The sequence below is a fragment of the Pseudomonas sp. PB106 genome, assembly GCF_009764645.1.
Taxonomy (GTDB): Bacteria; Pseudomonadota; Gammaproteobacteria; order Pseudomonadales; family Pseudomonadaceae; genus Aquipseudomonas.
Genome location: NZ_RWIM01000222.1, coordinates 1 through 14,705 on the forward strand (window position 1 = coordinate 1; position 14,705 = coordinate 14,705).

Here is a 14,705-nt window from a genome sequence, read left to right on the forward strand (position 1 = left end):
AGCCTTCGGCAGCTCCTACAGGGGATTTGTGTAGGAGCTGCCGAAGGCTGCGATCTTTTGATCTTAGGCTTTTTCCGGTGGCAACTCTGGCAATGCACGCAACGCCGCTTCATACCATTCGGTATTGAACGCACGATCTTCATCCAGCATCGCGTCAATCTCGTAAGCCAGCACATGCGCCATCAGATTGAGAATCTCTTCACGCTCAACGCCGACCAGGGTCAGCTTGTTGAACGTCGCTTTGGCGGCCGGCGGGTTGTCGCTCTCGATCTGGTTTTCGATCGCTTCGATCAACGTCGCTTCGGTGAACTCTTCTTCGTCGTTGTCAGTGTCGATGTCTGTCGGCTCGCTCATGGCAGGCTCCTCAAGGAAAGGCGCCAGTTTACCCGCATTCAGCGGCGTGATGCTGCTGGCGGGATTGGCCTGATCAATCTATAAACAGGCACTGCCCACCCCGCACGGCCTGGAGGCTATGTGATGCTCAAGCTCTACGGATTCTCAGTCAGCAACTACTACAACATGGTCAAACTGGCCCTGCTGGAAAAAGGCCTGCCGTTCGAAGAGGTCACGTTCTACCCGACACCGACCCCGGAATCACTGGCCATCAGCCCGCGCGGCAAAGTCCCGGTGCTCGGTGTGGACGCCGGTTTCATCAACGAAACCGCGATCATCCTCGAATACCTGGAGCAAACCCAAAAAGGCACACCGCTGCTGCCGAGCGATCCGTTCGAACGTGCGCAAGTGCTGGCGATTGCCAAGGAAATCGAGCTGTACATCGAATTGCCGGGCCGCGCCTGTTATGGCGAAGCGTTCTTCGGCGTGACCTTGCCGGACGCGATCAAGGAAAAGACCAAGGCCGAATTGCTGCTGGGTTTTGCAGCGTTGGGCCGGCACGGCAAATTCTCCCCGTACGTGGCGGGCGACCGTCTGAGCATTGCTGATTTGTATTTCCTCTACAGCGTGCCACTGGCCTGTGCGGTTGGGCAGAAACTGTTCGGGGTTGATTGGCTGGCGGAGATGCCGCAGGCGAAGGCGCTGTTGGAGCGACTGGAGCAGAATCCGCATGTGCAGAAGATTGCGGCGGACAAGGAAGCGGCTATGCCGGCGTTTTTGGCGATGATCGCTGCCAAGAAGTGATTTTTCTGCTGTTCTGAAGATCGCATTCGCGAGCAAGCTCGCTCCCACAGGGTTATGTGCTGAACAGGATTACGTGTTCGACGCAAATCCTGTGGGAGCGAGCTTGCTCGCGAAGCTTTTGGCTTTTAGCGGCTAGCGATCAGGGCCTGACCGCGCACCACAGCTGCCTTGACCTGCGCCGGCGCAGTGCCGCCGATATGGTCACGGGCATTCACCGAGCCTTCCAGGGTCAGCACGGCAAACACGTCCTGCTCGATCTGGTCGCTGAACTGACGCAGTTCTTCCAGGCTCATCTCGGCCAGATCCTTGCCCGTGTCCACGCCGTACTTCACCGCGTGGCCGACGATTTCGTGGCAGTCACGGAACGGCAGGCCACGGCGTACCAGGTAGTCCGCCAGATCGGTCGCGGTGGAGAAACCACGCAGCGCCGCTTCACGCATGATCGCGTGCTTCGGTTTGATCGCCGGGATCATGTCGGCAAAGGCGCGCAGCGAGTCGCGCAGGGTGTCCGCGGCGTCGAACAGCGGCTCTTTGTCTTCCTGGTTGTCCTTGTTGTAGGCCAGCGGCTGGCCTTTCATCAGGGTCAGAAGGCCCATCAGCGCACCGAACACACGGCCGGTCTTGCCACGCACCAGCTCTGGCACATCAGGGTTTTTCTTTTGCGGCATGATCGAGCTGCCGGTGCAGAAGCGATCCGGCAGATCGATGAACTGGAACTGCGCGCTGGTCCACAGCACCAGCTCTTCGGAGAAACGCGACAAGTGCATCATCGCGATGCTCGCAGCCGAGCAGAATTCGATGGCGAAGTCGCGATCGGAAACGTTATCCAGCGAGTTACCGCCGACGGCGTCGAAACCCAGCAGTTGCGCGGTGTATTCGCGGTCGATCGGGTAGGTGGTGCCGGCCAGCGCGGCGCTGCCCAAAGGCATGCGGTTGGTGCGCTTGCGGCAGTCGACCAGACGCTCGTAGTCGCGGCTGAGCATTTCGAACCAAGCCAGCATGTGGTGCCCGAACGTCACTGGCTGTGCGGTCTGCAAGTGGGTGAAGCCGGGCATGATGCTCGCAGCTTCGCGCTCGGCTTGTTCCAGCAGGCCTTTTTGCAGACGGGTGATTTCGGCGAGGATCAGGTCGATTTCGTCACGCAGCCACAGGCGGATGTCGGTGGCGACCTGGTCGTTGCGGCTGCGCCCGGTGTGGAGCTTTTTACCGGTGACGCCAATGCGATCGGTCAGGCGTGCTTCGATGTTCATGTGCACGTCTTCGAGGTCGATGCGCCAGTCGAACTGGCCGGCCTCGATTTCGCCCTGAATGGTCTTCAGGCCATCGATGATGCTGTCGCGCTCGGCATCGGTCAGCACGCCGACCTTGGCCAGCATGGTGGCGTGGGCGATCGAACCCATGATGTCGTGGCGATACAGGCGCTGGTCGAAAGTGACGGAGGCGGTGAAGCGGGCGACGAAGGCGTCGACGGGTTCACTGAAGCGGCCGCCCCAGGACTGATTGGTCTTGTCAGTGCTCATGAATTCGCTCGTATCGGCTTGAAGAAAAAAGGCGTGAAACGCTGGCGCGGATAATAACAGGGTTGCCAATCCTGTCGCTGACACTGGTCGATACGTTTTTTTCTCAATGTGTGCGCCATAGTCGACGCTGGCCTCGGCGGATTTACGCAAGGATATTTTTCGATTGAGCAATATCGTTCCGACGAACGTCTACAGTAGGACATAAGGGTCGGCGTGACTGCGGATCGCGCAAAGGTCTGGCCGCCGACTATAAGAAGTGGGGGTGGGTGCAATTGTCCTTCGGCAATCCCCGTGAAAAACGCGAGAAACAGCGGGCTTTGAGCAGTACGACCCGGACACTGGCAAATATTGCTGGCCGACGTACGGCACTTTTTGGCGCTCGGGCTAGTCTTAGCGTGGATCGCGGTGACGGACGTCACTTCACCTGTCTACGCTATCCTTGTGCGAGACTCACGCAGGAATCCAGCGCAATATGAATGTCCTGATCGTTGATGACGAACCACTGGCTCGCGAGCGCCTCAGCCGAATGGTGAGCGAGCTCGAGGGTTATACAGTTCTGGAGCCCAGCGCCACGAATGGCGAGGAGGCGTTGGCACTGATCGACAGCCACAAGCCGGATATCGTGCTGCTCGATATCCGCATGCCAGGCCTCGATGGCCTGCAGGTTGCTGCCCGTCTGTGCGAACGAGAAACGCCGCCCGCCGTGGTGTTTTGCACCAGCCCCGATGAATTTGCCGTGGAAGCCCTGCAGGCCAGCGCCGTGGGCTATGTGGTGAAACCCGTGCGAACTGAACATCTGCATGACGCCCTGAAGCGGGCTGAACGTCCCAACCGGGCGCAACTCTCTGCCCTGACCCGTCCCGCTGCCGAAAGCGGCACCGGCCCGCGTAGCCATATCAGCGCCCGAACCCGCAAAGGTATCGAACTGATCCCGCTGGATCAGGTGGTCTACTTTATTGCCGACCACAAATACGTGACCTTGCGCCACGAGGCTGGCGAAGTCCTTCTTGACGAACCGCTCAAGGCCCTCGAAGACGAATTCGGTGAACGCTTTGTGCGTATCCACCGCAATGCCCTGGTCGCACGCGACCGCATCGAACGTCTGCAACGTACGCCGCTGGGGCATTTCCAGCTGTTCCTAAAGGGGCTCAATGGCGATGCGTTGATCGTCAGTCGTCGGCATGTCGCCGGTGTGCGCAAGATGATGCAGGGTCTGTAACCCGGTCTTCTCCGGCGCTTCGAACTTCTTTTCACCGGGCATTGCAGGCCAGGGAGGCCGCGCCGACTCTGATTCAAGTCAAAGTGGATTTGGCTGAGCTGTTATTATCCGCCGTATCTATTCAGTACGGATTGATCCATGTCCTCTCGCGAAATCCGCATCGCCACTCGTAAAAGTGCGCTGGCCCTCTGGCAGGCCGAATACGTCAAAACCCGTCTGGAAGCGGCCCACCCGGGCCTGCTGGTGACGCTGGTGCCCATGGTCAGTCGCGGCGACAAGCTGCTTGATTCGCCACTGTCGAAAATCGGCGGCAAGGGTCTGTTCGTCAAGGAACTGGAAACTGCGTTGCTGGAAAACCACGCCGACATCGCCGTCCACTCGATGAAAGACGTGCCGATGGACTTCCCTGAAGGTCTTGGCCTGTTCTGCATCTGCGAACGCGAAGACCCGCGCGATGCTTTCGTCTCCAATACCTATGCCAGCCTTGAAGCGTTGCCTGCCGGCGCCATCGTCGGCACTTCGAGTCTGCGTCGTCAGGCGCAGTTGCTGACGCGCCGCCCGGATCTGCAAATCCGTTTCCTGCGCGGCAACGTCAACACCCGTCTGGCCAAGCTCGATGCCGGTGAGTACGACGCGATCATCCTCGCCGCCGCCGGTTTGATCCGCCTCGGTTTTGAAGATCGCATCACTTCGGCGATCAGCGTCGACGACAGTCTGCCGGCCGTCGGCCAGGGTGCAGTCGGCATCGAATGCCGCAGCGCCGACACTGAAATCCACGCCTTGCTCGCACCGCTGCACCACGCCGACACCACTTCGCGCGTCACTGCTGAACGTGCCCTCAACAAACACCTGAATGGCGGCTGCCAAGTGCCGATCGCCTGCTATGCCGTGCTCGAAGGCGAGCAATTGTGGTTGCGCGGTCTGGTTGGCGAGCCGAGCGGCGGCAAGCTGCTCAGCGCCGAAGCCCGGGCACCGCGTGCCGACGCCGAAGCGCTGGGTGTGCAGGTTGCCGAGGACCTGTTGCGCCAGGGTGCCGCCGATATTCTCAAAGCGGTCTACGGCGAGGCAGGTCACGAGTGACTGGTTGGCGCCTGCTGCTGACGCGCCCTGCGGAAGACTGTGCGGCGCTGGCGCAGACGTTGGCTGAGCAGGGCGTTTTCAGTACCTGTTTGCCGCTTCTGGACATTGTTCCGTTGCCGGTCTCTGAGAAGATTCGTCAGGCGCTTTTGCGATTGCCGCGTTGCTATGCAGTGATCGTGGTCAGCAAACCGGCGGCGCGCATTGTACTGGATCTGCTCGACGGTTCATCTGCGCTGACGATGCCATGGTTCAGCGTCGGTGCGGCGACCGCGCAGATTCTGCTTGATCACGGCCTCGATGCCCACTGTCCGGTCGAGGGTGATGACAGCGAAGCCCTGCTGCAATTGCCGCGTCTGCTTGAAGCGGTCAGTCAGCCCGGTGCGCAGGTGTTGATCCTGCGCGGCGAGGGCGGCCGCGAGTTGCTCGCCGAGCGCTTGCGTGAGCGAGGTGCTAGTGTCGAGTATCTGGAATTGTATCGACGCGACCTGCCAGCCTATCCGCCGCAAGAGCTGTCGCGGCGGATTGAAGCGGAACGCTTGAACGGGCTGGTGGTCAGCAGTGGACAGGGTTTCGAGCACCTGCAGCAAATGGCCGGCGCTGCCTGGCCGAACATTGCGCAGTTGCCGTTGTTTGTTCCAAGCCCAAGGGTCGCCGAGCTGGCACGTGCCGCCGGGGCTCAAACAGTTGTGGATTGCCGCGGCGCGAGTGCCGCGGCTTTGCTGACGGCGCTGCGGGAACATCCCCAGCCCGTTTTCTAATGCAAAGGATGGATACGTGAGCGAAACAGCCTTGCCTAAAGATGATGTCCAACCTGTGATCGATGCTCAGGTTGAAACTCCACCGCTGGCCAAAGAGCCGCGCCGAGGCAATGGACTGGCCATCGTCGCCCTGTTGCTCGGCGCTGCCGGTGTCGCGATCGGTGGCTGGGGTGTCTGGCAGGTGCGCCACCTGCAAACCAACACGCAACAGCAGTCCGGTGAAGTGCAGGCATTGAACGATCAGGCGCAGAGCCTGAAGCTCAATGAGCAGCGGCTGACCGAGCGCCTCGCGCAGTTGCCGGGTGCCGACGAACTGGCCGAGCGCCAGCGTCTGGTCTATCAGCTTCAGGGCGATCAGCAGCGCCTCAATCAACGTCTGGAAACCGTCCTCGGCGCGAGCCGCAAGGACTGGCGTCTGGCCGAGGCGGAGCACTTGTTGCGTCTGGCCAGCCTGCGTCTTTCGGCGTTGCAGGACATCAGCAGCGCGCAGGCCTTGGTGCAGGGCGCGGATGAGATCCTGCGTGAACAGAACGACCCGGGTTCCTTCGCCGCTCGCGAGCAAGTGGCGAAAACCCTCGTCGCCTTGCGCAGCACTGCGCAACCGGATCGCACCGGTCTGTTCCTGCGCCTCGGTGCGCTGCGCGATCAGGTCATCGACCTCACCGAGCTGGCGCCGGAGTACAAGGATCGCGGTGAATCGCTGTTGGGCCTGACCGCTGACGGCGATGGCGCCAGTCGCTGGGCGCAGTGGTGGGATCAGGTTTCGCGCTACATCCGCATCGATTTCAACGCTGACAAGAATGTGCGACCGCTGTTGGCTGGGCAGAGCCTGAGTCAGGTGCGCCTAGCCCTGAGCCTTGCGCTTGAGCAGGCGCAGTGGGCAGCCCTGAATGGTCAGGCGCCGGTCTATACGCAGGCGCTGGCCGAGGCACGGGATGTGCTCAAAGGCAATTTCAATCCGGACAACCCGCAAAGCAAAGTCATGCTCGAACAGGTCGGCGAGCTGAGCAAGGAACCGGTCGCGGTCAATACTCCGGATCTGGCCGGCACCCTCAGTGCGGTGCAGGCGTATCTGGAACGGCGTAACGTCAACGCCGAAGAGTCGGTGAAACCATTCGCCAAACCTGCCGCCAACACCGCGCAGGAGGCCACGCCATGAAACGCCTGTATGTGATCTTGTTTCTGGTGATCGCAGCGACGGCGGCGCTGGGCTTTGCCGTGGCGCAACATTCCGGCTACGTACTGATCGCTTATCAGAGCTTCCGCTATGAAGCGAGCCTTTGGGCCACGCTGGCTGTCATTGCGGTGTTGTGGCTGCTGATCTGGGGCATCAAGGCGCTGGTCGAGCTGGTCATGACCTCCACGGGTGTGGTCAATCCATGGTCGCGGCGCAATCGCAGTCGTCGCGTGCAGGTGGCCATCGAGCATGGCCAATTGGATCTGGCTGAGGGCCGTTGGGCCAGCGCGCAGCGGCATTTGTATCGCGCAGCAGAAGCCGAGCGCCAACCGCTGCTCTACTACCTCGGCGCTGCCAGGGCGGCTAACGAGCAGGGCAATTACGAAGAATGCGATCACTTGCTTGAGCGCGCACTGGAGCGTCAGCCGCAGGCCGAGCTGGCGATTGCCTTGAGTCATGCGCAACTGCAAACCGATCGTGGCGACACCGACGGCGCACTGGTGACGTTGCAGGCGATGCATGAGCGTCATCCGCACAATGCGCAAACGTTGCGTCAGTTGCAGCGTCTGTATCAACAGCGTGGTGAATGGTCGGCGGTGATTCGTCTGTTGCCGGAACTGCGCAAGGACAAGGTGCTGCCACCCGCCGAGCTGGCTGAGCTGGAACGCCGAGCCTGGGGTGAAAATCTGTCGCTGGCGGCCCATCGCGAAGAGGACGGTACGGTCGGTCTGCCATCGCTCAATCGTGCCTGGCAGCAGCTCACGTCGGCGCAGCGTCAGGAAGCCCCGCTGGTGTTGGCCTATGCCGAACAACTGCGTCAGTTGGGGGCTCAGGTCGAGGCCGAGGAAGTGTTGCGCACCGCCCTCAAGCGCAAATACGACAGCCATCTGGCGCGTTTGTATGGCTTGGTGCGTGGCAGTGATCCGGCGCGTCAGTTGCAAACTGCCGAGGGCTGGCTCAAAGAGCATCCGGGTGATCCGAGCTTGTTGTTGACCCTCGGGCGTCTGTGTTTACAAACCAGTCTGTGGGGCAAGGCGCGCGATTATCTGGAAAGCAGTCTGCGGGTGCAGCGCAATCCGGAAGCGTGTGCGGAGCTGGCGCGTCTGCTTGCCCAGCTCGGTGATACCGAACGCAGCAATCAATTGTTCCAGGAAGGCCTTGGCCTGCTGGACGAGCGCCTGCTGGCCGCGCCTTTGCCGGTGCTGGCTCACGCCTGAAATCGCGAGGGAGTGCGCTCCCTCGTGCAGGTTTTGTGGCTGAATATTTTCCTGGGTCGAACGCTCCTGCGCCGAATCCTACAAGCTGCTACCTCAATTCCTCGCCATCCTGTCGGGATTTCCCTACACCTCTGGTGAAGTGTCGGCAGGGCCTCGCCTTGAAAGGCTGACACGCTTTCCTCTACCGTAACTGTCTGTCTCTACTGTTACGGATAAGCCATGTCGTTGGCCTGCTCACGCTCCTTGTTTTTCATGGCTTTCACCGCAGGGGCCCTGGCCCTGGGAGCTTCCTATTACCTTGAATACGCGGTCGGACTGACGCCGTGCAGCCTGTGCCTGGTACAGCGGCTGTTCATGACGCTGCTCACCGCTTGCTGTGGACTGGCGGCGGTACACGGCCCTGGTCGCGTTGGCTTGTCGCTTTATTGGGTGGCTGCACTGGGCGCGAGCCTGGGTGGCACCACGGCGGCCTGGCAGCAGGTGTTGCTGCAAGGCGATACCTTGTCCCAGCTGGCCAATTGTTCGCCCGATTCCGAAGCGCTGTTCAGCAGCCTGCCCTGGTTGTGCGCGACCGTGCGGATGTTCAAGGGCAGCGCCGATTGCGCGGAAATTTCCTGGACGCTGTTTGATCTGAGCATTCCGGAGTGGAGCCTGTTGTTCTTTGTCGCAATGTCGATCTTCGCGGTTTATCAGTTGCTGCGTCTGGTCTGGAGCGCTCTGCAACGACCGCTCAGCGGCGAAGCGTCGCACCGGGCGTTGACCAGGGATTAAACACTTGTATGAACTTTATCTCCTGCGTAACTTGAAGCCATAGGCGTGCGGGCATAATCTGGCCCGCACGTGTCATTGGATTTATGTTGCTCGATGACGCTCTGCCCGGCCGGCCCCCAAGCCAAAATCAAAAGAGGGGCGCGGGTGTAGAGCAGCATGACCCACAAGGGAAGAGAGATCGCCATGCTCGAAAGTTGTCAGAATGCTCAGGAACGTTGGGGTGGAGTTCATCTGCTGATCGACCGCTGGTTGCAGGAGCGTGAAGAGCTGATTGGCGCCTACGACAAACTTGGTGCGCAGCCGGAATCGCTCTCCGAGAGCCGCAAGCCCTTGCAGGAGTTCTGTGGTGTGCTGGTCGATTATGTGTCGGCCGGGCATTTCGAGATCTACGAACAGCTGACCGGTGAAGCCAAGGCGTTCAACGACAAGCGTGGTCTGGAACTCGCCGAGACGATCTATCCGCGCATCGACGTCATTACCGAGAAACTGCTCGCGTTCAATGACCTGTGCGACGAAGGCAAATGCGTTGCCGAGAAATTCAAAGAGCTCGGTGGTTTGCTGCACGAACGCTTCGAGCTCGAAGATTGCCTGATTGAAGTGCTGCATACAGCACACAAGGAAGAAGACCCGGTTCAAGCCTGAACCGCTTCCTCAGAACAAAAAACGGTGCGCCGAAAGCGCACCGTTTTTTATTGCCTGATCAACTGGTCGCGCCGCGTAACTCGACTTCGAACACCAGTGGCGTAAACGGCGCGATCAGGTCACCGGCACCGTCGGCGCCATAGGCCTGGTCAGACGGAATCACCAGTCGCCATTTCGCCCCCACCGGCATGTTTTGCAAGGCCGTGCGCCAACCCGCGATCACGCTGTCGAGGTTGAACCATTGCGGCTGAGTGTTCTGATCGAACACTGTGCCGTCCGGCAAGCGCCCGACATACAACACCTGCACTTTTCCATCCGGGCCAGCCTTGGCGCCGGTGCCTGGTGCCAACTCGGTCAGCAGGATGCCGTCGGCCAATTCCTTCACGCCTGGTTTGGCTTTTTCTGCAGTGAGAAAACGCTGCTCGTTTTCCATCGCAGCGTCGCTCGATGGTTGCGAAGAATGCTCGGCATTCTGCGACTCGTGATCAGCGAGGATCTGTTCGATACGAGCTTCGCTCAGCGCCAGCGGTTTGCCTTGATAGGCTTGCTGCAAGCCTTCGACCAATGCCTGAATCTGCAGTTGTGGGACTTCCTGGCGCAGTCGTTCACCCAGGCTTGCACCCAGGCTGTAGGCCAGATCATGAGCGTCATTCGCGGTGGTTTTTTCGTCGGCGTGGGCAGCCGAAAAAACCATGCAGAGGGATAAAAAAAGGTAGCGCGACATGGGCACTCTCCGTCCTGAGATGCGGGGGATTATGCCAGCGCGAACGTCGGCAACGGTGAACTGCTTTTGCCTTCGCGCAGAACATTTTCGATTCGGTGCAACGCAACGTAATCGATACTGTCAAGATGACCTAGCGGCGGTAACTGCAGAGGTCTAGTATGAGCCGCACTCACGTCAGCCAGGAGGTAAACCATGTCGGCCACCAAGAAGCCTGTAAATACTCCGTTGCACTTACTCCAACAACTCTCGGGCAGCCTGCTCGAGCATTTGGAAAACGCTTGCTCGCAAGCCTTGGCTGATGCTGAAAAACTGCTCGCCAAACTGGAAAAGCAACGCGGCAAAGCGCAGGAAAAACTGCACAAATCCCGCACCAAATTGCAGGACGCAGCTGCTGCCGGTAAAGCCAAGGCACAGACCAAAGCCAAAGGCGCAGTGAAAGAACTCGAAGACCTGCTCGATGCGTTGAAGGATCGTCAGTCCGATACGCGCAGCTACATTCTGCAACTCAAGCGCGACGCTCAGGAAAGCCTGAAACTGGCCCAGGGTGTGGGTCGCGTTCAAGAAGCCGTGGGCAAAGTGTTGTCGACTCGCTCGGCCAAACCTGCTGCAGCACCAGCGAAGAAAGCAGCTGCCAAACCTGCGGCGAAAACTGCAGCGGCCAAGCCTGCTGCAAAAACCACTGCCAAGCCTGCTGCAAAAGCACCGGTGAAAGCGGCTGCCAAACCGGCTGCGAAAACCGCGGCAAAACCTGCAGCGAAAAAACCAGCTGCCGCCAGCGCTGCAAAGCCAGCTGCTAAAACCACCGCTGCAAAACCCGCTGCCGCCAAGCCAGCAACCCGCACTGCTGCTGCCAAGCCGGCTGCAAAAGCAGCGGCTAAACCCGCTGCCAAAACCGCTGCAAAACCAGCCGCTGCCAAAGCTGCTCCAGCAAAAACCGCAGCCGCTAAACCCGCTGCCAAAACTGCGGCAAAACCTGCTGCCAAAACTGCTGCTGCCAAGCCAGCCGCCAAGTCGGTTGCCGCCAAACCAGCTGCCAAAACAGCCGCTAAACCTGCTGCCAAACCAGCGGCAAAAACCGCCGCCAAACCGGCAGCCAAGCCAGCCGCCGCTGCGAAGCCTGCGACCGCCGCTGCCAAGCCTGCTGCTGCTAAACCAGCCACCAAGCCGGCTGCAAAACCTGCCGCAAAACCAGCCGTGAAAAAGCCAGCCGCTGCCAAACCAGCTGCCGCCAAACCGGCTACTGCGCCAGCCGCCAAGCCAGCCGCACCAGCGCCTTCGGCCGCACCTGCTGCACCGGCAACCGCCACCACTGCCTCGACCCCTTCGACTGCGCCATCGCCAGCCGCTGCGTCGAGCGTCAGCAACAACCCAACCAGCGCTTCCTAAGTGCCGGTTGCCGCGACGCGCAGCACTTGCAGCGCGTCGCGGTTCGGGCTGGCCGCCGTGCCGGCCAATCCTTCCAGCCAGGTCTTGGAGACTGCGCCGGTTTGCTTCCACGCCTGCGCCACACCCTCAAGCCGTGACAGCAACGCTCGCTCAGCTTCCAGCTCGAGTGATTTGATCTGCTCGCGCATCCCTTTCAATACCGCATCATCAATCGCCCGGGTTTTCCATTGCATGCGCAATGATCGCAGCGGCTGTACCACGTCGATATCCCAGGGCCCGGTCAGCGCATGAAGCTGCCTCACACGCTGTTCGTCACAGGTCACGCCACGTTGCTCCAGCCATAAACCGCAGAGTAGCAGGCACACGTTCGCGCCCGCCGTTTGCAGTTGCAGGCAGGCATCTTCCACGCCCGGTCCGGCGTAGGTGGCAAGGGAAAAGCTCCACAGGTCAGAGGACATCGTGCTACTCGCGCCAGTTGTGAGCGAAGCTGGTAGACTCCGCCGCCATTATGATCCGACTTCAGAACCTGACTTTACAGCGTGGCCCGCAACGTCTGCTAGAAGACGCCGAGCTGACCCTGCACGCCGGCCACAAAGCCGGCCTCATCGGTGCCAACGGCGCCGGCAAATCGAGCCTGTTCGCCTTGATTCGAGGTGAGCTGCATCCGGATTCGGGTGATTGCTTCCTGCCGGCTGACTGGCGCATCGCCCACATGCGCCAGGAAATCGAGACGCTCGAGCGCCTTGCCGTCGACTATGTACTCGATGGCGACCTGCGTCTACGCGAGGTGCAACGTGACCTCGCCGCCGCCGAAGCGGCGCACGACGGTGCTGCTCAGGCCCGTCTGCATTCCGAACTCGACAGCGCCGACGGTTACACGGCTGACGCGCGAGCGCGCAAGTTGCTTGCCGGTCTGGGTTTCACCAACGAACAGATGGATCGTCAGGTCGGGGATTTCTCCGGTGGCTGGCGGATGCGTCTGAACCTTGCGCAGGCGCTGATGTGCCCGTCGGATTTGTTGCTGCTCGACGAACCGACCAACCACTTGGACCTCGACGCGATCATCTGGCTCGAAGAGTGGCTGAAAAGCTACCCGGGCACCTTGCTGCTGATTTCCCACGACCGCGACTTCCTCGACGAAGTCGTCGATCACGTGGCGCATGTCGATCAGCGCAAAATCACTCTTTATCGTGGCGGCTATACCGCGTTCGAACGTGCGCGTGCCGAGCGTCTGGCCCAGCAGCAACAGGCCTACGAGAAGCAGCAGGCGCAACGTGCGCACATGGAAAGCTACATCGCCCGCTTCAAGGCGCAAGCGACCAAGGCCCGTCAGGCGCAGAGCCGGATCAAGGCCCTGGAGCGGATGGAAGAGCTGTCGGCAGCCCACGTCGATTCGCCGTTCGACTTTGTCTTCCGCGAGTCGACCAAGATCTCCAGCCCGCTGATCGACCTGTCCGATGCGCGTCTGGGTTACGGCGACAAAACCATCCTGGAGAAGGTCAAGCTGCAACTGACCCCGGGTGCGCGGATCGGCCTGCTCGGCCCGAACGGCGCGGGTAAGTCGACGCTGATCAAGAACCTTGCCGGCGAGCTGTCGCCGCTGGGCGGGCGCCTGACCCGTGGCGAGAACACCGTGGTCGGTTATTTCGCTCAGCATCAGCTCGACTCGCTGGACGCCAAGGCCAGCCCGTTGCTGCACTTGCAGCGTCTGGCACCGACCGAACGCGAGCAGACCTTGCGCGATTTCCTCGGCGGCTTCGACTTCCGTGGTGCGCGCATCGATGAGCCGGTGCTGAATTTCTCCGGGGGCGAAAAGGCCCGTCTGGCCTTGGCCCTGATCGCCTGGGAACGCCCGAACCTGCTACTGCTCGACGAACCGACCAACCACCTCGACCTGGAAATGCGCCTGGCGCTGACCATGGCGCTGCAGGAATTCAGCGGCGCGGTGTTGGTGGTGTCTCACGATCGGCACTTGCTCAAGAGCACCACCGACAACTTCTACCTGGTCGCTGACGGCAAGGTTGAAGAGTTCGATGGCGACCTCGAAGACTACGCGCGCTGGCTGGTGGAATACCGCCAACGCAACGCACCGGTCAGCAACACTCCGGTCAACCCGGACAAGACCGACAAGAAAGCTCAGCGTCAGGCTGCCGCTGCCTTGCGTCAGCAACTGGCGCCGCACAAGCGTGAAGCCGACAAGCTCGAGGCCGAACTTGGCAAGCTCCATGAGAAGCTTGCCAAGGTCGATGCCAGCCTCGGCGACAGCGACATCTACGAGCCGGCGCGCAAGAACGAGTTGCGTGATCTGCTGGCCGAACAGGCCAAGCTGAAGGTTCGCGAAGGCGAGCTGGAAGAGGCGTGGATGGAAGCCCTCGAGACACTGGAAAGCATGCAGGCGGAGCTGGAGGCGCTGTCCTGATGGAAGCGTTCAAACTGCCGCTGCCAGCCGTATGGGTTGAGCCGATCTGGTTTACCGTGCAGATTCTGCTGATCCTGCTGGCCGGTTATCTCGCTCAGCGCTTTGTCGCCAAAGGCCTGACCCGGTTGGGCGAGCGCTATCCGTTTCCGCCGCAGCTGCTGATGCCGCTGCGCGGCGTGCTGCGCTGGCTGATCATGGGCAGCGCGCTGATCTTCGTGCTGGAACGACTCGGTGTCTCGGCCACGGTGTTGTGGACGGCGCTGTCGGGTTTCGTCGCGGTGGCGGCGGTCGCGTTCTTCGCGATGTGGAGTGTGCTGTCGAACCTGCTCTGCGCGATTTTGATCTTCACCGTCGGGCCGTTTCGGTTGGGCGATATCGTCGAGTTGGTGGACACCACCGACAAGCCCGGCGTCAAAGGTCGGGTGGTGGCGATCAATCTGCTTTACACGACGTTGATCGAGGCTGAAGAGCTGGGGACTGGCAGCGCGATGGTGCAGGTGCCGAACAGCTTGTTCTTCCAGCGGTCGGTGCGGCGTTGGCGTGGGACGGATGTATTTCCGTCGAGCGGTTTCGAGAAGTAAGGTTTCGAGCAAGATCAAAAGATCGCAGCCTTCGGCAGCTCCTACAGGGATCGCATTCTCATGTAGGAGCTGCC

The 14,705-nt window shown here is 60.7% G+C and carries 15 protein-coding genes; 11 read left to right on the top strand and 4 right to left on the bottom strand.

Features of this window, described 5'->3' with window-relative positions:
- Nucleotides 1–63: 63 nt before the first annotated feature.
- A complete protein-coding gene (locus EJA71_RS26850; RefSeq protein ID WP_158961046.1) occupies nucleotides 64–354 on the bottom strand; it encodes a hypothetical protein in 291 nt (96 codons plus the stop codon).
- 123 nt (nucleotides 355–477) lie between these two features.
- Here EJA71_RS26850 and EJA71_RS26855 point away from each other — a divergent pair, with 123 nt between their 5' ends.
- Nucleotides 478–1,137: a glutathione S-transferase family protein gene (locus EJA71_RS26855; protein ID WP_158961048.1), complete on the top strand. Its 660-nt coding sequence runs from the start codon at nucleotides 478–480 to the stop codon at nucleotides 1,135–1,137.
- 125 nt (nucleotides 1,138–1,262) lie between these two features.
- Here EJA71_RS26855 and argH read toward each other — a convergent pair whose 3' ends face one another.
- Nucleotides 1,263–2,657 (bottom strand): argininosuccinate lyase, encoded by a 1,395-nt coding sequence (gene argH / locus EJA71_RS26860; RefSeq protein WP_007911110.1) that lies wholly within the window; start codon nucleotides 2,655–2,657, stop codon nucleotides 1,263–1,265.
- A gap of 472 nt (nucleotides 2,658–3,129) precedes the next feature.
- Between argH and EJA71_RS26865 the strand changes: the two genes are divergently transcribed.
- The 7 genes from EJA71_RS26865 (at nucleotide 3,130) to EJA71_RS26895 (ending at nucleotide 9,521) form a co-directional block, all read left to right on the top strand.
- A complete protein-coding gene (locus EJA71_RS26865) occupies nucleotides 3,130–3,876 on the top strand; it encodes a LytTR family DNA-binding domain-containing protein (RefSeq protein WP_007911111.1) in 747 nt (248 codons plus the stop codon).
- 138 nt (nucleotides 3,877–4,014) lie between these two features.
- On the top strand, nucleotides 4,015–4,956 hold the full coding sequence (hemC, locus tag EJA71_RS26870; RefSeq protein WP_158961050.1) for a hydroxymethylbilane synthase: 942 nt from the start codon (nucleotides 4,015–4,017) through the stop codon (nucleotides 4,954–4,956).
- The gene (locus EJA71_RS26875) at nucleotides 4,953–5,714 is read left to right on the top strand and encodes a uroporphyrinogen-III synthase (protein ID WP_158961052.1); all 762 of its coding nucleotides are present in this window, start codon (nucleotides 4,953–4,955) and stop codon (nucleotides 5,712–5,714) included. Before hemC ends, EJA71_RS26875 begins: the two co-directional genes overlap by 4 nt.
- Before the next feature lie 16 nt (nucleotides 5,715–5,730).
- The gene (locus tag EJA71_RS26880) at nucleotides 5,731–6,873 is read left to right on the top strand and encodes a uroporphyrinogen-III C-methyltransferase (RefSeq protein WP_158961054.1); all 1,143 of its coding nucleotides are present in this window, start codon (nucleotides 5,731–5,733) and stop codon (nucleotides 6,871–6,873) included.
- The gene (locus EJA71_RS26885) at nucleotides 6,870–8,108 is read left to right on the top strand and encodes a heme biosynthesis protein HemY (protein ID WP_158961056.1); all 1,239 of its coding nucleotides are present in this window, start codon (nucleotides 6,870–6,872) and stop codon (nucleotides 8,106–8,108) included. The genes EJA71_RS26880 and EJA71_RS26885 overlap by 4 nt, the downstream gene beginning before the upstream one ends.
- Nucleotides 8,109–8,327: 219 nt before the next feature.
- Nucleotides 8,328–8,879 (top strand): disulfide bond formation protein B, encoded by a 552-nt coding sequence (locus tag EJA71_RS26890; RefSeq protein WP_158961057.1) that lies wholly within the window; start codon nucleotides 8,328–8,330, stop codon nucleotides 8,877–8,879.
- Nucleotides 8,880–9,062: 183 nt separating this feature from the next.
- Entirely contained in the window at nucleotides 9,063–9,521 is a 459-nt protein-coding gene (locus EJA71_RS26895) for an Rsd/AlgQ family anti-sigma factor (protein WP_016985889.1), read from the top strand.
- A gap of 58 nt (nucleotides 9,522–9,579) precedes the next feature.
- On the opposite strand, the gene EJA71_RS26900 is transcribed toward EJA71_RS26895, so the two are convergent.
- A complete protein-coding gene (locus tag EJA71_RS26900) occupies nucleotides 9,580–10,245 on the bottom strand; it encodes an FKBP-type peptidyl-prolyl cis-trans isomerase (RefSeq protein WP_158961059.1) in 666 nt (221 codons plus the stop codon).
- A 192-nt stretch (nucleotides 10,246–10,437) separates the two neighbouring features.
- Here EJA71_RS26900 and EJA71_RS26905 point away from each other — a divergent pair, with 192 nt between their 5' ends.
- Entirely contained in the window at nucleotides 10,438–11,631 is a 1,194-nt protein-coding gene (locus EJA71_RS26905) for an AlgP family protein (RefSeq protein WP_158961061.1), read from the top strand.
- Here the strand turns inward: EJA71_RS26905 and EJA71_RS26910 are convergent.
- The gene (locus EJA71_RS26910) at nucleotides 11,628–12,089 is read right to left on the bottom strand and encodes a TIGR02444 family protein (RefSeq protein WP_158961063.1); all 462 of its coding nucleotides are present in this window, start codon (nucleotides 12,087–12,089) and stop codon (nucleotides 11,628–11,630) included. The genes EJA71_RS26905 and EJA71_RS26910 overlap by 4 nt on opposite strands.
- 50 nt (nucleotides 12,090–12,139) lie before the next feature.
- Between EJA71_RS26910 and EJA71_RS26915 the strand changes: the two genes are divergently transcribed.
- On the top strand, nucleotides 12,140–14,050 hold the full coding sequence (locus tag EJA71_RS26915; protein ID WP_158961064.1) for an ATP-binding cassette domain-containing protein: 1,911 nt from the start codon (nucleotides 12,140–12,142) through the stop codon (nucleotides 14,048–14,050).
- Entirely contained in the window at nucleotides 14,050–14,631 is a 582-nt protein-coding gene (locus EJA71_RS26920; RefSeq protein WP_158961066.1) for a mechanosensitive ion channel family protein, read from the top strand. The genes EJA71_RS26915 and EJA71_RS26920 overlap by 1 nt, the downstream gene beginning before the upstream one ends.
- Nucleotides 14,632–14,705 lie beyond the last annotated feature (74 nt).